Below are 19,796 nucleotides of genomic sequence, written 5' to 3'. Positions count from 1 at the left end.
GGGGTCTCCCCATGCGAGAGTAGGGAACTGCCAGGCATCCAATTGACGAAGCCCTCTGCGAAAGCAGAGGGCTTTTTCTTTGCCTGCGAAAAAGCTGCCCCGAAAGAAGGGCCTGGATGGCCCGTTACTGGGCGACCAGGGTGTTCAACTCGGTGTCGGACAGGCCGGTAGAGGTTTTAACGATGCTGCGCTCGACACCGTGGGCCAGAAATTGCCGAGCCAAATCCAACCTTTCTTGCTGACGTCCTTGTTGGCGTCCTTGTTTTTCGCCCTCTTGTTTGCCTTCCTGTTTACCCGCTTGAAAAGCCTGGCTCCTCAGCTGTTGTGCAATGGTCATAATATCCTCCTGATGTCCCGGTAGCTGGCCAGCAATAGCTGCAATAAACTGTTCCGGCGCCGAGGTATTGCCATATTCAAGCATATAATACATCAGTGCGCGGAAAAGTGCCGGCTTAAGCGGCCAGGTGTTGAGCAAATGGGTCAATGCCGGGCTCATTTCCAGCAGGTCACGGGAGCGAATATGCTTTTGCACCAGCTCCATCAATGCAACGCGCCTGTGCGTCAGAATCTCCTCGTCGGATAAAGCGGTAATATCGACCAGCGGGAATGCCTGGGAATAGATCGATTGCGCCATCTCAGGATCGGCAAAACAGTCGAGCCACAGGGTGCTGAAGGGATAAGGCGTGGTCTTGCCGTGATAAAACAGTAAAGGGATGACCACCGGTAATGTGTCATTCCCTTGCTCCAGATGACGATGCATGGCGGCGATGCTGTAGCGCATCAGGCGAAAAGCCATCAGCTTTTCCGGACGTGACTGATGCTCAATCAGGCAATAGACGTAGCCGGTACCAGAAGAGGTGTGGAGAGAATACAGCATATCACTGCAGTATGAGCGTAGATTATCCTCTATAAATGAACCTGAGGTCATCGTGAGCGTGGCAAAATCGCATGTGATTCGCAGGGACCGAGGCAGATGGGCCTGGAGGAAATCTCTGGCAATATCGATATCGGCAAGGAAGGTTTTGAATAAGGCATCGTGATGGGAAATGCTGGGCTGAGACATTGGGGCACCGTCCGTAGTGCGGAAAAGGGTAAACACCGTAAGCAGAAATATCTTTCCTGCAGATTAACCGCTGCACAGAAAAATAAAAAATCAGCTTTCATGCCGAGAGGATAGAGATAATTAATCGCCAGAAAAATAATTATTGTCTGCCTGAAAAATGCGTAATATCCCCCGATAACATTGCCCTGTTAATAACCCAGGGATGCCGGTTGAATTAATAAATTGTCGCTTTAATAAGATATCAAATAGATATAGATGAAACATTTTCAACTAACGGTTGAGCGCTCGACATCAGTCACTAAAATCGGTATCTTCAGGCATCTGGATGTCTACACGTATAAACGTATGCTTTGAGGAAATAAGGTTATGCCAATAAGGGTGCTTGATGAATTGCCGGCGGTAAACTTCTTGCGGAATGAGAACGTGTTTGTCATGACGTCAAGCCGCGCCAGCACCCAGGAAATACGTCCGCTAAAGGTACTTATTCTCAATCTGATGCCTAAGAAAATAGAAACTGAAAATCAGTTTCTGCGCCTGTTATCCAATTCACCCCTGCAGATTGATATCCAATTGCTAAGAATTGACAGTCGTGAGTCGAAGAACACCCCGGCGGCTCATCTAAACAACTTTTATTGTGATTTTGAAGATATCCAGGATGATAACTTCGATGGACTGGTGGTTACCGGCGCACCACTGGGCCTGGTCGATTTTCGTGACGTAATTTTCTGGCCGCAAATTGACCGGATACTGCAGTGGGCTAAAGATCATGTCACCTCTACCCTGTTTGTATGCTGGGCAGTGCAGGCGGCGTTAAATATCCTGTATGGTATCCCCAAGCTGACGCGAAAAGACAAGCTGGCGGGGGTATATGCGCATCAAACCCTAAAGCCTTATGCGTTGCTGACCCGCGGCTTTGACGAAACTTTCTTGGCGCCCCATTCCCGCTATGCGGATTTTCCTACGGATATCATACGGCAGCATACTGACCTTGAGATCCTGGCCGAATCATCCGAGGCGGGGGCTTACCTGTTCGCCAGTCCGGACAAGCGGCTGGCGTTTGTCACCGGACATCCGGAATATGACGCCCTTACCCTTGCCAGTGAATATCATCGGGATTTGGCTAATGGCATCACACCGGGGATTCCGGTGAATTACTTCCCAGAAAATAATCCGGATATGATCCCTAAGGCCAGTTGGCGGAGTCATGGGCATCTATTATTCGCTAACTGGCTTAATTACTACGTATACCAAATCACGCCGTTCGATTTGCGTAAAATGAACCCCACATTAGACTAAGCCTGGTAGCGGGTGAACGTCCGGAGTCGGACAAGGGCTATAAAATTTCAAAGCCAAAAAGTCAAGTAGTGGCACCATGGCATCGTGCCATATCGCTACCGTCGCAGGGCAACAGCGCTTTATGTAGCGGCGGAGTAAGATGACTGCAGCGTCATTTGTGAAATGGCGCAGCAGTCGATAGATAGCGCAGGAAGCGGACAGGGTGAGATGCAGGGAGCGAACCCCTGCTTTTTGTCATTACTGCGGACTAAAGCGAACCCCTGCTTTTTGTCATTACCGCTGATTAAAAAGCAATGCAGCTGGCGCCCTCTTCAGCCCCTGAAAGCTGATTACGCAAAGCGCTAAACAGTTCCCGCCCGCAGCCGATATGTTCGGCGCTTAAATCAGGAATGAAGCGTTCTCGCTTGGCAAGTTCCGCCTCATCAACCAGCAGTACCAGCTCCCCGGTAACACCATTGACCCTTACCCTATCCCCGCTTTGGATCTTGGACAGCAGCCCGCCATTATAGGCCTCAGGAGTTACATGAATAGCGGAGGGCACCTTACCCGATGCACCGGATAACCGTCCGTCGGTTACCAGCGCGACTTTATAGCCCTTATCCAGCAGTACGCCCAATGGTGGCATCAGTTTATGCAACTCAGGCATGCCGTTGGCCCTCGGTCCCTGGTAGCGCACGACCACTACGCAATCCCGGTTCAGCAGGCCAGCATCAAATGCCGGGCCCACGTCGTGCTGGCTCTCGAATACAATAGCCGGCGCCTCAATAACTTGATTAGCCACCGGGACGGCTGATGTTTTCATTACCGCTCTTCCCAGATTGCCATCAAGCACTTTAGTGCCGCCGTGATGGGCGAAAGGTGCCTCTACGCTGGCAATGACATCCGCATCCAGAGTGGCTTCGGTGCTTGCACGCCAGGCCAGTCGGCCCTCATCCAGCCAAGGCTCCATCAGATAGTGGGTCAAGCCATAACCGGCGATAGTATTGACCTGGTCATGGAGCAGGCCGCCTTTTAACAGTTCCCGGATGATTAGCTGGACGCCGCCAGCTGCATGGAAGTGATTGATATCCGCCGGACCGTTTGGATAGATTCGTGCCAGTAAAGGCACGACATCGGACAGTTCGGAGAAGTCATCCCAGTTAATGATGATGCCTGCGGCTCTTGCCATCGCCACCAGGTGCATGGTGTGATTGGTTGAACCGCCGGTTGTCAGCAGCGCCACAATGCCGTTCACAATCACTTTCTCATCAACCAGTTTGCCGATGGGCAGATAATTGCCGCTGTTCTCGGTCAGACGTGTCACCTGGATGGCGGCGGCGTGATTGAGCGCAGCGCGTAGCGGGGTGCCGGGTTGGATAAATGATGAGCCGGGCAAATGCAGACCCATCATTTCCATAACCACCTGATTAGAATTTGCCGTGCCATAAAATGTACAGGTACCGGCGCTGTGATAAGACGCAGCTTCGGCTTCCAGCATGGTCTGACGGTCGACTTTTCCCTCTGCATAAAGCTGACGAACCCTGACCTTCTCTTTATTAGGTAAACCGCTGGGCATCGGGCCGGCAGGGACGAATACCGATGGCAAGTGGCCAAACGATAAGGCGGCCATGACCAATCCCGGGACAATTTTGTCACAGATGCCTAAATAAAGCGCGCCATCGAACATGTTATGCGACAAGCCAATTGCCGCAGACATAGCAATGATTTCACGACTCATTAGCGATAATTCCATTCCATCCTGCCCTTGGGTCACGCCGTCGCACATGGCTGGCACGCCTGCGGCGACCTGGCCTATCGCCCCGACGCTTTTCAGTGCCTGTTTGAGCTCAGCCGGATAATGCTCATACGGCTGATGAGCCGAGAGCATATCGTTGTAGGCATTGATAATGGCGATATCATTATGTGTCATGCTTTTCAGCGTAGATTTATCGCCGGCATCGCAGGCGGCAAAGCCGTGAGCCAGATTGCCGCAGGCCAGTTGAGCTCGATGGACGGTTTTGCTGCGGGCGGATTCAATCCGGGCCAGGTAGGCTGCACGGGTTTTAGCAGAGCGGGCAATAATACGCTCTGTCACTTGGGCTAGGGTAGGATTCATACATTCCTCACTTAAGATTGTGTCAACCGGCAGCGGCTTGAACTGAAAAGGTCTGGCCGGATAACGAAACAGTTGCCCGTGGCGGGCGTAGTGCTGTCGCCCTGCTGTTTTAAAAATGCTGTTTTGTGGGCGTTCTCATCGAGCGACAGTGAAATAACATCTTCTGATTGACGTGTGCAATGAAACGATTCTGCTCATTGAATCGTTTCAGCCTCTAAGGCGCCGTCGGCTGGCCCTGCTTCAGGGAACCATGAATTCTCAGCTGATAGGGCAAATAGCCAATGTATACTTTCCCTTGAGGGGGTTCATCAAGGCCCCACGCCTTGGCCGGGCTGTAATCAGACGTGTTGGGATTCGGTGACGCTGCGAATCGCTTTCAGGGTATCGGCGATAACACGCTCGACTGGCTGATCGATATTTATGGTCAGAATGCCTTTTTCATCGTCGCCGGGTTCTTGCAGGGTATCGAACTGAGTGACCAGCATCTGGCTCTTGAAAAAATGGCCCTTGCGGGCTTTCATTCGAGCCTCGATAACCTCGAAATCACCTTTCAGGTAGACAAAGTGAAGGTTATCGTTGCCTGCCCGCAGACGATCCCGATAGCTTTTCTTCAGTGCCGAACAGACAATGATGGAAACAGAATTGGTACGCTGCATCGCAAATGCGGCATCATTAATGGCAGCAAGCCATGGAGCACGATCATCATCATTCAGCGGCTTGCCAGCGGACATTTTGTCTATATTGGCGCGCGGATGGAGAAAATCGCCATCCAGAAACGCTGCTGATAATTCGTGGGCGATAGCGTTTGCCACCACGGATTTACCGCTGCCTGATACGCCCATAAGAACGAAGATGTGATTTTGTGATTTTGTCATGATTGGGCTCCAAAGCCTGCTAATGATGAGCAATGATGTTACCGGTAACATTGTGCTCTATTTTTTATCCGTTTCAACCCCGACATTGAATAATTAGTTACCAACTGTGATCAAGTTCAAATAATTAAGTTGATTTAATCAATGGCGGTCACTCCAAACTACCCTTCGCTAGGCTGTAAAGTTTAATACTGAAAAAGTCTCATGATAAGGCTGCATGGACCCAGGGCTAACTGTGTCAAAATGTCCCCACTCAGAAAAAATCATAGCAGGTCATTTAACGGAGTCGCTTGTGAGTAACAGGACTGAAGAGCTTCACCAGCAGTTGGCTCGGCGAATCATGATATTGGATGGTGGCATGGGCACCATGATCCAAAGCTATCGCCTGGAGGAAGACGATTACCGAGGTGAGCGCTTCAGCAGTTGGCCAAGTGATTTAAAAGGCAATAATGATTTGCTGGTATTGACCCGTCCGGCAGTTATCAGCGCGATACACAATGCGTACCTGGCGGCAGGGGCCGATATTCTCGAGACCAATACCTTCAACTCGACCTCTATCGCCATGGCCGATTATCAGATGGAATCCCTGGTCGGCGAGATTAATGTCGAAGCGGCTCGTCTGGCACGTGTGTGCGCCGATGAGTGGACGCAACGTACGCCCGATAAGCCGCGTTATGTCGCCGGAGTTCTGGGGCCCACCAACCGTACCGCCTCTATTTCTCCGGATGTAAATGATCCGGCCTACCGCAATGTCAGCTTTGATGGCCTGGTCAGTGCCTATCGTGAGTCAATCCGAGCGCTTGTCGAGGGCGGTGTTGATCTGATTCTAGTGGAAACCATTTTTGACACCCTCAATGCCAAAGCGGCGATCTTCGCCATCGACAGCGAATTTGAAGCTTTGGGCATCAGCCTGCCGGTGATGATATCAGGCACCATTACCGACGCCTCGGGGCGTACATTATCAGGACAGACCACTGAAGCCTTTTACAATTCCCTGCGCCACGCCAGGCCGCTTTCGTTTGGGCTGAACTGTGCCCTGGGCCCGGACGAGCTTCGTCAGTATGTGGCTGAACTGTCCCGTTTGGCCGAATGCTATGTCAGCGTACATCCAAACGCCGGCTTGCCTAATGCTTTCGGCGAATATGATTTGGGCGCGCAGGATATGGCGGCGCAGATCGGCGAATGGGCTCGAGCGGGCTTTCTCAACATCGTTGGCGGCTGTTGCGGTACCACGCCGCAGCATATTGCGGCAATGGCCAAGGCCGTTGCAGGGTTGACTCCCCGGCAACGGCCTGAACAACCGGTAGCGTGCCGCCTGGCCGGACTTGAACCGCTCAATATCGGCGAAGACAGCTTGTTTGTGAACGTCGGCGAGCGTACCAACGTCACCGGTTCAGCCCGTTTTAAACGACTTATCAAAGAAGAAAAATACAATGACGCCCTGGCGGTAGCGCGTCAGCAGGTAGAAAGCGGCGCTCAGATAATCGACATCAATATGGACGAAGGCATGCTGGATGCTGAAGCCGCCATGGTGAGATTTTTGAATCTGATTGCCGGTGAGCCGGATATCGCCCGGGTACCGATCATGATCGACTCATCCAAATGGGCGGTGATCGAGGAAGGGCTCAAATGTATCCAGGGGAAGGGGATCGTCAATTCTATCTCGATGAAAGAAGGTGAAGCGGCGTTTATCCACCATGCCCGGTTAGTGCGGCGCTATGGCGCGGCGGTCGTAGTGATGGCGTTTGATGAAACCGGCCAGGCCGATACCCGAGCCAGGAAAATTGACATCTGCCGCCGGGCTTACCGCATCCTCACTGAAACGGTGGGCTTCCCGCCGGAAGATATTATCTTTGACCCGAATATTTTCGCCATTGCCACCGGCATCGAAGAGCATAATAACTACGCTCAGGATTTCATCGGCGCCTGTGCGGATATCAAAAAAGAGCTGCGTCATGCGCTGATATCCGGCGGTGTGTCCAACGTGTCATTTTCCTTTCGCGGTAATGAACCGGTAAGGGAAGCAATACATGCGGTGTTTCTTTACTATGCCATCCGCAATGGCATGGACATGGGCATTGTCAATGCCGGTCAGTTGGCCATCTATGATGATTTGTCTGGGGAACTGCGCCAGGCGGTGGAGGATGTGGTGCTCAATCGCCGGGATGACGGTACCGAGCGTTTGCTGGACCTGGCCGAGAAATACCGAGGCAGCAAAGCGGACGATGCCGGGCAGGCGCAGCAGGCGGAGTGGCGGGGCTGGTCGGTCAACAAGCGTCTTGAATATGCGCTTATCAAAGGCATCACCGAGTTTATCGATGAGGATACTGAAGAGGCCCGCCAGCAGGCGGAGCGGCCGATTGAGGTGATCGAAGGCCCGCTGATGGCGGGCATGAATGTGGTGGGCGACCTGTTTGGCGCTGGCAAAATGTTTCTTCCGCAGGTGGTGAAGTCGGCCAGGGTGATGAAACAGGCGGTTGCCTATCTGGAGCCCTATATCCAGGCCGGTAAGCAACAGGTCACCGCTGCCGGCAAAATCCTCCTGGCAACGGTCAAGGGAGATGTGCACGATATCGGTAAAAACATCGTCGGCGTAGTTTTGCAGTGTAATAATTATGAAATTATCGATTTGGGCGTGATGGTGCCGATGGATAAGATCCTCAAAACCGCCCGGGAAAAACAGGTGGACATCATCGGTTTGTCCGGACTGATTACCCCTTCTCTGGATGAGATGGTCAATGTTGCCAAGGAAATGGAGCGTCAGGGTTTTACGCTGCCGCTGCTGATTGGCGGGGCCACCACTTCCAAAGCACATACCGCAGTGAAAATAGAGCAAAACTACAGTGGTCCGACGGTCTACGTGCAGAACGCCTCCCGTTCTGTCGGCGTGGTTGCCGCCCTGCTGTCTGATGCCCAGCGGCAGGACTTTGTGCTGCGTACTCGAAAAGAGTATGAAACCGTCCGCATCCAGCACGGGCGTAAAAAACCACGTACCCCACCGGTCAATATCGCCACCGCCCGTGAAAACGATCTCGCCCTGGATTGGCAAAGCTATACCCCGCCGGTAGCCCATCGACTTGGCATACGGGTCGTCAGCGCGTCGATTGAGGCACTGAGGAATTATATCGACTGGACACCCTTTTTCATGACCTGGTCGCTGGCGGGGAAATATCCGCGCATCCTTGAAGATGAAGTGGTCGGTGAGGAGGCGCGCCGTCTGTTTGATGATGCCAACGCCATGCTTGATGAGCTGTCCCGCAGCAAAGCGCTGAACCCGCGTGGCGTTGTCGGCCTGTTCCCGGCTAATCGGGTGGGCGACGATATCGAAATCTATCGGGATGAAAGCCGGCGTGACGTTGTGGCGATAAGTCATCATTTGCGGCAGCAGACAGAAAAAACGGACTTCGCCAATTACTGCATGGCCGACTTTATCGCCCCTAAATCCAGCGGTAAGGCCGACTACATCGGCGCTTTTGCCGTTACCGGCGGGACGGAAGAGGACAGCCTGGCGCAGAGATATGATGAACAGCATGATGATTACAACAAGATCATGATAAAAGCGTTATCAGACCGGCTGGCGGAAGCCTTTGCCGAGTATCTCCATGAGCGGGTACGTAAAGTTTACTGGGGCTATGCCGCCAATGAAAATCTGAGTAATGATGAACTGATCCGAGAAAACTACCAGGGTATCAGACCCGCCCCCGGCTATCCGGCTTGTCCCGATCATACTGAAAAAGCGCAAATCTGGTCGTTGCTTGATGTGGCAGCCCATACCGGCATGCGATTAACCGAATCTTATGCCATGTGGCCCGGGGCGTCGGTTTCAGGCTGGTATTTCAGCCATCCGGACAGTAAATACTTTGCGGTAGCGCAGGTTCAGCGTGATCAAGTTGAAGACTATGCCCGACGCAAAAAGAGGTCGGTTGCCGAAGTCGAACGCTGGCTGGCACCCAATCTGGGTTACGATGCCGATTAAACCGGGTTATTACTCTTAGACCGTCTTTGGGGATTGCCAGCGGCAGCATCCACGTCTTCCTTCACGGGAGATAACTCCACCGGTCTCTCCTTGTCCCAGCGCTTCGCGCAGAGTGATGCGAGTGGTATGAAAACGCTCGCTCATGGCCCCTTCCGCCGGTAATCGATCATTGTGATTGCGCACGCAGCGGTTATTCCATTCGGCGATGACATTAAACAGTCATCTTGGGCAGGTAGATTGGCCTGACGTTATTGGACTAGACCAGTAACGCGGCTTTTTCTCCCTTCTTACCCGGAGCACCACCTATGAAACCATTGTTCGCTGCTGTGTTAATCGCATCTCTGCTGGCCGTCGGTCAACCGGCCCTGGCGGCATCGGCAGATTTGACGGCGCTTGAGCAGGCAGCCCGTAAAGAAGGGCAGGTTAACAGTGTCGGCATGCCCGACTCCTGGGCTAACTGGAAGCAGACCTGGGAAGACTTAGCCGGTAAATATGACTTGAAACACAATGATACCGATATGAGTTCAGCCCAGGAAATCGCCAAGTTCCTGGCGGAAAAGAACAATGCCAGCGCGGATATTGGCGACGTCGGCGCTTCCTTCGGTCCGGTGGCGGTCGAGAAGGGCGTCACGCAGCCTTATAAACCCAGCACCTGGGATCAAATTCCGGCCTGGGCCAAGGACCAAGACGGACATTGGGCGTTGGCCTATACCGGGACCATAGCGTTTATCGTCAATAAACAAACGGTGAAGCAGATTCCGCATAGCTGGGCCGATTTGCTGAAGGGCGATTATAAGGTAACAGTGGGGGACGTCGGCACTGCTGCCCAGGCGGTCAATGGGGTATTGGCAGCGGCCTATGCCATGGGCGGTAATGAGCAGAACCTTCAGCCTGGTCTGGATTTTTTTACCAAACTTGCTAAGGCGGGCCGTCTGGGGCTGAATGATCCGAGCATCGCCAATCTGGAAAAAGGTGAAATAGATGTCGGTATCGTCTGGGACTTTAATGGTCTCAACTACCGTGACAGCGTTGATAAAACCCGCTTTGAAGTATTGATCCCTGCCGATGGTTCGATTACATCCGGTTATACCACCATCATTAATAAATATGCTAAAAACCCGAATGCCGCTAAATTCGCCCGGGAATATATTTTCTCCGATGCCGGTCAGTTGAACCTGGCCCAAGGCTATGCTCGTCCCATCCGGGTAGAAAATCTGAAATTGCCGGAACAGGTAAAAGCCAAACTGCTGCCGATTGGCCAATACAAAAATGCCCATCCTATAGCCGACCCGGCCGCCTGGGAGAAGAGCGCTAAGACACTGCCCCGTAAGTGGCAGGAAACAGTGATGATGGCAATGCAACAGTAAGGACAAGGCCGATGAAAACGCTGCTGGTGGTGCTAGATGGATTGAATTACCAGGTAGCTTCCGATGCTCTGGGCTATCTGCAGGCAGAATGCGCGGTGGGCAAAGGGCGTCTCTATAAGCTGGAGTGCGAGTTACCCTCCCTGTCACGACCGCTTTATGAATGTATTCTGACCGGCGTCAGACCGGTGCAAAGCGGCGTGGTGCACAACGGCGTCTGCCGTCTCTCCCATCACCGCAGCGTATTTCACTGTGCCCGCGCCGCCGGGTTAACTACCGCGGCAGCAGCCTATCATTGGGTCAGCGAACTCTATAACCAGGCTCCCTTCAAGGCGGTGAGAGACCGGCATACCGCGGATGAAACGTTGCCGATTCAGTATGGGCATTTCTACCATGCTGACCATTACCCTGACTCTCATCTGTTCGAAGACGGCGAAAGCCTGCGCCAGCGTTATCGGCCGGATTTTTTACTGTTTCATCCCATGAATATCGATGATGCCGGCCATCGTTGCGGCCTGTCATCCCCGCAGTACCGGAATGCGGCCAGAACCGCCGATGGCCTGTTGTCGCACTATCTGCCGGCCTGGCTGGCGGAGGATTACCAGGTCATGGTGACCGCCGATCACGGCATGAATGATGACCGCAGCCATGGCGGCGCATTGCCCGAAGAGCGTCAGGTGCCGCTGTTTGTCTTCGGCAGTGCTTTCAGTCTGGCGAATGCTGAACCACAGCAAATAGAACTGTGCGGCACTCTTTGTGAATTGCTTGGCGTAGCCCATGACAAGCCGGTTGCCTGGGGCTTGCTCAAATGAAGGGCAAATGGCTTGGCGCTCTGGTAATGATGCCCTTCATTTTGTTTTTCGCCGTGTTCCAACTGGCGCCCCTGGTCTGGATGGTCATTAACAGTTTCGATAGCCAGAGCGAAGGCTGGGGACTGGCCAACTATCGCGACATCATGACATCGCCTTTTTACCTGCAGGCAATCCGCTTTTCTTTCTATATTACGTTTTTTTCCAGCCTGTACGGACTGCTGATTGCGCTTATCGGTAGCTATTCCCTGCGCCAGTTGGGCGAGTCACGATTGCGCACCCTAGTGATGTCATTTACCAATATGACCAGTAATTTCACCGGCGTGCCGCTGGCTTTCGCGTTTGTGATCCTGCTCGGCGCCAATGGCTGTGTAACGCTGATGCTGCGCCATTTGGGCCTATTGGAAGATTTTAGCCTGTACTCCAAATATGGTCTGATGCTGCTGTATACCTATTTCCAGATTCCATTAGGCGTGCTGCTGATTTACCCGGCGTTTGATGCGCTGAAACCGGACTGGCGGGAATCAGCCGCCCTGTTGGGCGCCGGTACGCTGCATTACTGGCGTTTTATCGGTTTACCCGTCCTGGCTCCGGCTCTGTTGGGCACCTTTGTCATTCTGTTGGCCAATGCATTGGGCGCTTATGCGACCCTCTATGCGCTGACCAACGGTAACTTTAATGTCATTCCGATTCGTATCTCGTCGCTGGTGGCAGGGGATCTTTATCTGGACCCGAATATGGCCAGCGCGCTGGGGATCTTTCTGGTACTGGTTATGGCCTTTATCACCTTGATACATAAGTGGATGATGCGGCGCAGTTACACCCAGGTCAACTCGTGATATTCAGCCTGAGAAAGGGAGAGCGTTATCGTGTTGCGTGTTGAACGGATTTATCACCGCAGCGTGGTGACCCTGTTACTGCTGATATTATTGCTGCCACTGGCGGCGACGCTGGTTTATGCCTTGTCCAGCCAATGGGGAGCGACCATTCTGCCCCAGGGCTTTACCCTTAAATGGCTGCTACAGCTGTGGCAGGATCCTCGTTTCCTGGCGGCGCTCGGCCACTCGTTGGTTATCTGTTTCAGCGCCCTGCTGTTGTCGGTGGTGCTGGTGCTGCCGCTGATGTTCGTCATTGCTTATTATTTCCCTGCACTGGACGGCATAATGAATGTGCTGATTCTGCTGCCTTTTGCCGTACCGCCGGTGGTTTCATCGGTAGGACTGCTGCAACTCTATTCCGCTGGCCCGCTGGCGATGACCGGAACGCCATGGATCTTGATAGGCTGTTATTTCACCATCACCCTGCCATTTATTTACCGCGCTATTACCAACAATATGCAGGCGATACACTTGCGGGATCTGATGGATGCGGCACATCTGCTCGGTGCCGGCACCTGGCAGGCGGCGCTGCTGGTAGTACTGCCTAATCTGCGTAAAGGCTGCCTGATTGCCTTACTGCTGTCCTTTTCATTTCTGATAGGGGAGTTTGTCTTGGCCAATATGCTGGTCGGTAATCGCTACGAGACGCTGCAGGTTTATCTGTTCAACATGCGTAACGGCAGCGGCCATTTTACCAGTGCGATGGTTATCTCATATTTTATGGTGGTATTGCTGCTGACCTGGGTGGCGAATACCGTTAACAAAGGTAAGGAGGGATAATGTCCTATCTGTCGGTGAAACAGCTCAACAAGCATTACGGCCCAACCCAGGTGTTCGAGAATATAGATTTTAGCGCGGCTCAAGGGGAATTCGTCACCCTGCTGGGCCCCAGCGGCTGCGGCAAATCGACGTTGCTGCGTTGCCTGGCCGGTCTGACGGCGGTGGACAGCGGGCAAATATTACTGCAAGGCGAGGATCTGGTGCCGCTGCCTCCCCAGCAAAGGGGAATCGGTATGGTTTTCCAGAGCTATGCCCTGTTTCCCAATATGACGGTTGCCGGCAACGTCGCTTTCGGCCTGAAGATGCAAAAAGCCAGCCCGGTACACATAGATCGTCGGGTAAATGAAGTGTTGGCGCTGGTGGAATTGCAAGATTTTGTCCATCGCTATCCTCATCAGCTTTCCGGAGGTCAATGTCAGCGCGTGGCGCTGGCCAGGTCTCTGGTGACTCGTCCCCGGCTGCTGCTGCTTGATGAACCCCTGTCGGCGCTGGATGCCCGGATCCGCCGGCATTTGCGTGACCAGATACGCCGCATCCAGCAGGAACTGGGACTGACGGCGATTTTCGTCACCCACGACCAGGAGGAAGCCCTGACGCTTTCTGACCGTATCGTGCTGATGAATAAAGGCAGGATTGTGCAGAACGGCAGCGCCGAAACGCTTTACACCCGCCCGGTGGATGCCTTCGCCGCCGGCTTTATCGGTAATACGAATTTACTCTGTGCCTCAGACGCCAGTTCGCTGACCGGAGACCGCCATCAGGGACGGGTGGTCATCCGGCCGGAATCGATTCGCTTATTACCCGACGGGCAGGGAATTCCCGGCGTGATTATCAGTCATAGTTTACTCGGCAATGTGATCCGTTATCGAGTACAAAGCCGGGGGATCGAGCTGATGGTTGATGTTTTGAATCGATCTGTGGCCGATCTCTACCCAAATGAGACGCGTATTAGTCTACAGTTAGATACAACGACCTTATGTGAGGTAGCATGATGCATAAGCCGTTGAACCGCGTTATTTTCCGGACATCATGGAGCATCAACTCGAGTGTTAACCCTGTTACATCTGCTGTCTGCGGTGGCGTTACTGGTATGGGGAACTCATATCGTGCGCACCGGCATCATGCGTGTCTATGGCGCCCGCCTGAGGCAGGTGCTGAGTCGTAGCGTAGAAAAAAAACCCATGGCCTTCATGGCTGGAATCGGCGTCACGGCGCTGGTCCAGAGCAGTAACGCCACCGCCATGTTAGTGACTTCTTTTGTTTCCCAGGGCCTGGTGGCTCTCGCTCCCGCTCTGGTGATCATTCTCGGGGCTGATGTGGGCACCGCCCTGATGGCCAGAGTGCTTACCTTTGATCTTTCCTGGCTCTCGCCGTTGCTGATTTTTGGCGGCGTCACGCTGTTTCTGGGCCGCAAGCAATCCCGCGTTGGCCAGATAGGCCGGGTGTTTATCGGCCTTGGCCTGATTCTGCTGGCGCTGGAACTTATTGTCACTGCCGCTACGCCAATTACTCAGGCCAATGAAGTCAAAGTCCTGTTCTCCTCCCTGACCGGGGATGTGGTGCTGGATGCCATCGCCGGGGCTATTTTTGCCATCGTCAGCTATTCCAGCCTGGCGGCGGTATTGCTTACCGCTACATTGACCTCCACCGGCGTCATCTCGTTTAAGGTGGCGTTGTGTCTGGTGATCGGCGCCAATCTGGGCAGTGGACTGCTGGCAATGATCAATGCCAGTGGCCAGAATGCCGGCGGTAAACGCGTCGCCCTGGGCAGTCTGCTGTTCAAATTGATCGGTTGCCTGGTGGTGCTGCCCGCCATTTCCCTTCTGGCGAGCTATCTGGACCGTTTGCCGGTCAGCGATGCCGAGCTGGTAATCTATTTCCATGTGTTTTATAACCTTATCCGCTGCCTCATCATGGTGCCGTTCGCCAGCCCAATGGCCCGGCTCTGCTCCCAATGGATAAGCGATACACCGGCCAGTGATCTGGTGGTTCGCCCGCGTCACCTGGATACCAGCGCTCTGGATACGCCTGCGCTGGCGCTGGTCAATGCAGCCCGGGAAACCCTGCGTATGGGCGATGTGGTCGAGAGCATGCTGGTACTGCATGCCGAGGTGCTGCACGGCGAACTGAACAAAGATCGCGAAGTACGCCGGCTGGATGATGATGTGGATGTGCTCTATACCGCGATCAAACTTTATTTGGCACAGATGCCCAAGGAAGACCTGGACGAGGCCGACTCACGCCGCTGGGGTGAGATTATTGAAATGGCGCTCAATCTTGAACAGGCCGGCGATATTATCGAGCGCATGACCGGGGATATTGCTGCAAAATCATTAACCGCCCGCCGGGCATTTTCCCCAGAAGGCATGAAAGAGCTCGATATCCTGCATGAACAGTTGGTATCCAATCTGCGGCTCAGCCTGTCGGTGTTCCTGTCTGGCGATATCACCAGCGCCCGTCGTCTGCGTCGCGCCAAACACCGTTTCCGGATTACCGACAGACGCTATGCCCACGCCCATGTCGATCGTCTGCATCAGCAGAACGTGCAGAGCCTGGAAACCAGCTCGCTGCATCTGGGGTTGTTGGGGGATATGAAACGCGTCAATTCGCTATTTTGTTCAGTGGCTTATAATGCGCTGCAACTCGACGAGGATGCTGACAATATGGAAGAGCGCGATGATCCACGCAAAAAAGAGAGCGTTTCCAACTGAGGGGCCGAAAATAGCTATCCCGCCATGCGGCGGGATATAGTCTGGCAGGTTACCTATCCCGGCGGGCTGCTTACTCAAACAAATTACTATGCAGGGTTTTTACCACCTGCTCGGCGTCAGCTCCCGGCACCAGGAAGCACAGATTATGGCTGCTGGCACCATAGCAAATCAGCCGGATATTAAACGGATCCAGCACCCCGAAGACATCTTTTCCCACACCACAGGCCTGAGAAAGGTTATTGCCAATCAACGCAATCAGCGCCAGGTTTTCTTCCACTTCGACGCGGCAAAGGGATGACAGTTCAGTCAGCAAGGCCGTTGTCAGCAGACTGTCCCCAATGGTATTGGAGCCGGTGGTGTCCATGGTCAGCGCGACGCTAACCTCTGACGTGGTGATCAAGTCCACTGAAATAAAATGACGTGCCAGGATATTGAATACTTCGGCCAGGAATCCCCGCGCCTGCAGCATATTCAGACTGTGCAGCGTCAGCAGAGTCTGGCGGCGGCGCAGGGCCAACGCCCGGAACAGCGGCGGATGAGCCGTTTTGTTGCAGACTAGCGTACCGCCGGCGTGGGGATCTTTGCTTGAACCGACGAAGACGGGGATATCGCTACGCACCGCGGGCAGCAGGGTAGCCGGATGGAGAATTTTAGCGCCGAAGGTCGCCATTTCCGCCGCTTCTTCGAAACTTATCTCATCAATTCGGCGTGCCTCGGGAACCACGCGCGGATCGGTGGTATAGATGCCGGGCACATCGGTCCAGATATCAATGCGGGAGGCCTGCAGCGCTTCACCCAGCAGGGCGGCGGTATAGTCGCTGCCGCCACGGCCAAGGGTCGTGGTACGGCCCTTGGGCTCACTGCCGATAAAACCCTGGGTAATGATGAGCGACTCAGCGAGCCTGGGCAGCAGCGACGTCCGCGCCAGCTCTTTCAAGGCGGCGCCGTCCGGTTCGGCCCGGCCGAAACGGTCATCAGTGCGCATGATTTTGCGGATATCAAACCATTGGGCCGGCGCCTGGCGCTGGCGCATAACTTCAACGAATAGCAGGGTAGACATTAATTCGCCATGGCTCACCAGTTCGTCAGTCAGGGCATTGGAGGTCGCTAGACCGGCAGCTTCGGAAAGCATGGCGATATTGTCCAGCATACGATCTATTTCTTCGCGTATTACCTGTCCGTTATCCAGCCTGTCGACAATGGCGTACTGGATCCGGCGAATTTCGTCCAGATGGTAGGCGCGCCGATCGGGATCTTTCCCTTCAGCCAAGGCGATAAGCAGATTGGTAACGCCGGCGGAGGCGGATAATACCACCAGCCTCACCGCCGGATTAGACAGAACAATGTCCGCACTGCGGATCATCGCATCGAAATTGGCCACGCTGGTGCCGCCGAATTTAGCAACCAGCAGTGAGTTCAGGGGCGCAGTTGACATGCCATTAATGCCTCGAGTCAGGGTGCCATCCGTGATGACAGCAGTTATTCATTTAATTGGCACATAAGAAGAGCGGGAAACAGGGAGCAGGCGTAGATAAGGCTACGATACACCCAGAAGCGCCCCACCGTGCCGTTTGTCCGGCGGACAAACATGCTGGTGACAACCCACAGGATTCAGCCTGTGCGGTCGGAAAGGGGCCAGGCCGTTTACCGGCCCTTTCCTCGGCGTCGCTCCCCCTCGGGCTTGCTTTACGGAAAACGGCTCCTGCAATGCCTTACCTGGTCGACGCGCCTCTTCTGGTTCACGCATCAGATGCGTAACTAGGCTTTTAGAAATAACGGGTAAACGCGTCCATGTCAACGTGCAGAGCGCCGGGACGGCGCATTTTATTTAGCTGCCGGCGGCCCGGCGGATTCTGTTCAGCAATTAGACACCCGCTACCATCACCACTGAGCATCCCTATGCAAGAAAAGGGATCGCATGTGAAGCGTTAAGAGATACAATCATTTCATGTCATCTCTCATTTAAGCCAAAAAGAGTGTTGTTATGAAAAATATTAACCCTAGCCATACTGCGGCCTGGAAAGCGCTGCAACAACATTTCGCCACCATGAAAGAGGTGCGGATCAGTGCTCTGTTTGCCAGCGACCCCTCCCGATTTACCCGGTTTTCGGCAACGTTCAACGAAGAGATGCTGGTGGATTTTTCCAAAAATCTGATTACCGATGAAACACTGGACAAACTCCAGGCGCTGGCGGTTGAAAGCGATCTTTCGGGTGCGATCAAATCGATGTTTTCCGGTGAGAAAATAAACCGCACCGAAGATCGGGCGGTGCTGCATGTCGCCCTGCGTAATCGCAGCAATACGCCAATATTGGTCGACGGCAAAGATGTTATGCCAGAGGTCAATGCTGTACTGGCCAAGATGAAACAGTTCTGCGACCGGGTTATCAATGGCGATTGGAAAGGTTATACCGGTAAACCAATTACCGATGTGGTGAATATCGGTATCGGCGGTTCCGATCTGGGCCCTTATATGGTTACCGAGGCGTTGAGACCTTACAAGAACCATCTATCCATGCACTTTGTGTCCAACGTAGACGGAACGCATATCGCCGAGACGGTGCAGCCCCTCAATCCGGAAACCACATTGTTCCTGGTCGCCTCCAAGACTTTCACCACTCAGGAAACCATGACCAATGCCCACAGCGCGCGCGATTGGTTCCTCGACACCGCCGGCGATGACAAGCATGTAGCCAGGCATTTTGCCGCGCTATCCACTAACGCTGCCGCCGTCAGTGAATTCGGTATCGATACTGATAATATGTTTGAGTTCTGGGATTGGGTTGGCGGACGTTACTCCCTCTGGTCCGCTATTGGCCTGTCCATCGCGCTGTCCCTCGGCTTCGACAACTTTGAAAAGCTGCTGAGCGGCGCTCATGCCATGGACCAGCACTTCGCCAATACGCCGGCCGAACAGAACCTGCCGGTGCTGTTGGCGCTTATAGGTATCTGGTACAACAATTTCTATGGCACCGAGACCGAAGCTATTCTGCCTTACGATCAATATATGCATCGCTTTGCCGCCTATTTCCAGCAGGGGAATATGGAATCAAACGGAAAATATGTCGATCGTGATGGCGAACCGGTCAGCTACCAAACCGGCCCGATTATCTGGGGTGAGCCTGGCACCAATGGCCAGCATGCTTTCTACCAGCTGATTCATCAGGGTACCAAAATGGTCCCCTGTGACTTTATCGCTCCAGCCCGCAGCCATAACCCACTGAGCGATCATCATGCCAAACTGCTGTCGAATTTCTTTGCCCAGACCGAAGCTCTGGCGTTTGGCAAATCCAGGGCGGCGGTAGAGGAGGAGTATGCCGCCGCCGGTAAAACCCCAGATCAGGTCAAGCATGTGGCGCCGTTCAAAGTGTTTGAAGGCAACCGGCCGACCAACTCGATTTTGCTGAAAGAAATTACGCCTTTTAGCCTGGGCGCGCTGATTGCCCTCTATGAGCATAAGATCTTTACTCAAGGGGTAATTCTGAATATTTATACGTTCGATCAATGGGGCGTGGAGCTCGGCAAGCAGCTGGCCAACCGAATTTTGCCTGAGCTGGCAGCGGATGAAAGGGTATCAGCCCACGATAGCTCTACCAATGGACTGATAAACCGTTATAAAAATTGGCGCAACTGATAAGTAATCCCGCTACAAAGGCGGCCACGCCCAGTGGCCGCTGCAGACGCTTTTGATCGCTACCCTTTACCCCGCGTTAACCTCGCCCCCTGTTTATTAACATCCTCGTAAGGTTTTTCCTAAAAAAAAGGGGACTTTTCACTTTTGTTTATTTTCGCACAACATTAAAGGCTTTTTTGTTAAGTGCATCGAATTCAGTGGGTTACTTTGCATTGACCGGTGCGGGTTCTCGCATGGCTAACGACAGTCATACCAGGTAAAAGGTCTGAATATGGAAAGAGGCGCGTGGTAATAGGCTGTTTTTCAAGCGTTAACCGG

The 19,796-nt window shown here is 53.5% G+C and carries 14 protein-coding genes and 1 riboswitch; of the genes, 9 read left to right on the top strand and 5 right to left on the bottom strand.

The window, feature by feature from the left end:
* Positions 1-124: 124 nt before the first annotated feature.
* Entirely contained in the window at positions 125-1,063 is a 939-nt protein-coding gene (locus EDC52_RS17830) for an Rpn family recombination-promoting nuclease/putative transposase (RefSeq protein ID WP_131867385.1), read from the bottom strand.
* A gap of 366 nt (positions 1,064-1,429) precedes the next feature.
* On the opposite strand from EDC52_RS17830, the gene metA reads away from it, so the two are divergent.
* A complete protein-coding gene (metA, locus tag EDC52_RS17825) occupies positions 1,430-2,359 on the top strand; it encodes a homoserine O-acetyltransferase MetA (RefSeq protein ID WP_131867383.1) in 930 nt (309 codons plus the stop codon).
* A 283-nt stretch (positions 2,360-2,642) separates the two neighbouring features.
* On the opposite strand, the gene edd is transcribed toward metA, so the two are convergent.
* Together edd and gntK are read right to left on the bottom strand one after the other, a co-directional pair.
* A complete protein-coding gene (edd, locus tag EDC52_RS17820; RefSeq protein WP_131867381.1) occupies positions 2,643-4,454 on the bottom strand; it encodes a phosphogluconate dehydratase in 1,812 nt (603 codons plus the stop codon).
* Between the two features lie 338 nt (positions 4,455-4,792).
* Positions 4,793-5,329: a gluconokinase gene (gene gntK / locus EDC52_RS17815; protein ID WP_196237777.1), complete on the bottom strand. Its 537-nt coding sequence runs from the start codon at positions 5,327-5,329 to the stop codon at positions 4,793-4,795.
* Between the two features lie 289 nt (positions 5,330-5,618).
* On the opposite strand from gntK, the gene metH reads away from it, so the two are divergent.
* Complete coding sequence (gene metH, locus EDC52_RS17810; protein WP_131867377.1) at positions 5,619-9,302, top strand: methionine synthase; 3,684 nt, start codon at positions 5,619-5,621, stop codon at positions 9,300-9,302.
* A gap of 15 nt (positions 9,303-9,317) precedes the next feature.
* Here the strand turns inward: metH and EDC52_RS20135 are convergent, their stop codons facing one another.
* Entirely contained in the window at positions 9,318-9,485 is a 168-nt protein-coding gene (locus tag EDC52_RS20135) for a GntR family transcriptional regulator (protein ID WP_407924232.1), read from the bottom strand.
* A 122-nt stretch (positions 9,486-9,607) separates the two neighbouring features.
* On the opposite strand from EDC52_RS20135, the gene EDC52_RS17800 reads away from it, so the two are divergent.
* From EDC52_RS17800 to EDC52_RS17775, 6 genes are read left to right on the top strand one after another with little or no spacing between them, the layout of a single operon-like run.
* Positions 9,608-10,669, top strand: a complete 1,062-nt coding sequence (locus EDC52_RS17800) for an ABC transporter substrate-binding protein (RefSeq protein WP_131867373.1) — start codon at positions 9,608-9,610, stop codon at positions 10,667-10,669.
* 11 nt (positions 10,670-10,680) lie between these two features.
* Positions 10,681-11,478 carry an alkaline phosphatase family protein gene (locus EDC52_RS17795; protein WP_131867371.1) on the top strand — a complete coding sequence of 266 codons (798 nt, stop codon included), beginning with the start codon at positions 10,681-10,683 and terminating at the stop codon, positions 11,476-11,478.
* Positions 11,475-12,314 (top strand): ABC transporter permease, encoded by an 840-nt coding sequence (locus EDC52_RS17790; protein WP_131867369.1) that lies wholly within the window; start codon positions 11,475-11,477, stop codon positions 12,312-12,314. The genes EDC52_RS17795 and EDC52_RS17790 overlap by 4 nt, the downstream gene beginning before the upstream one ends.
* Before the next feature lie 30 nt (positions 12,315-12,344).
* Positions 12,345-13,133 (top strand): ABC transporter permease, encoded by a 789-nt coding sequence (locus tag EDC52_RS17785; protein ID WP_131867367.1) that lies wholly within the window; start codon positions 12,345-12,347, stop codon positions 13,131-13,133.
* A complete protein-coding gene (locus EDC52_RS17780; protein WP_131867365.1) occupies positions 13,133-14,125 on the top strand; it encodes an ABC transporter ATP-binding protein in 993 nt (330 codons plus the stop codon). Before EDC52_RS17785 ends, EDC52_RS17780 begins: the two co-directional genes overlap by 1 nt.
* Before the next feature lie 54 nt (positions 14,126-14,179).
* The gene (locus EDC52_RS17775; RefSeq protein WP_131867363.1) at positions 14,180-15,844 is read left to right on the top strand and encodes a Na/Pi cotransporter family protein; all 1,665 of its coding nucleotides are present in this window, start codon (positions 14,180-14,182) and stop codon (positions 15,842-15,844) included.
* A 70-nt stretch (positions 15,845-15,914) separates the two neighbouring features.
* On the opposite strand, the gene lysC is transcribed toward EDC52_RS17775, so the two are convergent.
* Positions 15,915-17,279 carry a lysine-sensitive aspartokinase 3 gene (gene lysC, locus EDC52_RS17770; protein ID WP_131867361.1) on the bottom strand — a complete coding sequence of 455 codons (1,365 nt, stop codon included), beginning with the start codon at positions 17,277-17,279 and terminating at the stop codon, positions 15,915-15,917.
* Between the two features lie 109 nt (positions 17,280-17,388).
* A riboswitch (Lysine riboswitch) is annotated at positions 17,389-17,586 on the bottom strand.
* A 242-nt stretch (positions 17,587-17,828) separates the two neighbouring features.
* Between lysC and pgi the strand changes: the two genes are divergently transcribed.
* A complete protein-coding gene (pgi, locus tag EDC52_RS17765; protein WP_131867359.1) occupies positions 17,829-19,478 on the top strand; it encodes a glucose-6-phosphate isomerase in 1,650 nt (549 codons plus the stop codon).
* Positions 19,479-19,796: the final 318 nt, after the last annotated feature.

Source organism: Biostraticola tofi, assembly GCF_004343195.1.
Classification (GTDB): domain Bacteria; phylum Pseudomonadota; class Gammaproteobacteria; order Enterobacterales; family Enterobacteriaceae; genus Biostraticola; species Biostraticola tofi.
This window is presented reverse-complemented; position numbering and strand designations above follow the sequence as displayed.

Excerpts from the sequence above, each read along its gene's own strand:
- EDC52_RS17830 (WP_131867385.1), bottom strand. The coding sequence starts at position 1,063 with ATGTCTCAGCCCAGCATTTCCCATCACGATGCCTTATTCAAAACCTTC.
- metA (WP_131867383.1), top strand. The coding sequence starts at position 1,430 with ATGCCAATAAGGGTGCTTGATGAATTGCCGGCGGTAAACTTCTTGCGG.
- edd (WP_131867381.1), bottom strand. The coding sequence starts at position 4,454 with ATGAATCCTACCCTAGCCCAAGTGACAGAGCGTATTATTGCCCGCTCT.
- gntK (WP_196237777.1), bottom strand. The coding sequence starts at position 5,329 with ATGACAAAATCACAAAATCACATCTTCGTTCTTATGGGCGTATCAGGC.
- EDC52_RS17800 (WP_131867373.1), top strand. The coding sequence starts at position 9,608 with ATGAAACCATTGTTCGCTGCTGTGTTAATCGCATCTCTGCTGGCCGTC.
- EDC52_RS17795 (WP_131867371.1), top strand. The coding sequence starts at position 10,681 with ATGAAAACGCTGCTGGTGGTGCTAGATGGATTGAATTACCAGGTAGCT.
- EDC52_RS17790 (WP_131867369.1), top strand. The coding sequence starts at position 11,475 with ATGAAGGGCAAATGGCTTGGCGCTCTGGTAATGATGCCCTTCATTTTG.
- EDC52_RS17780 (WP_131867365.1), top strand. The coding sequence starts at position 13,133 with ATGTCCTATCTGTCGGTGAAACAGCTCAACAAGCATTACGGCCCAACC.
- lysC (WP_131867361.1), bottom strand. The coding sequence starts at position 17,279 with ATGTCAACTGCGCCCCTGAACTCACTGCTGGTTGCTAAATTCGGCGGC.
- pgi (WP_131867359.1), top strand. The coding sequence starts at position 17,829 with ATGAAAAATATTAACCCTAGCCATACTGCGGCCTGGAAAGCGCTGCAA.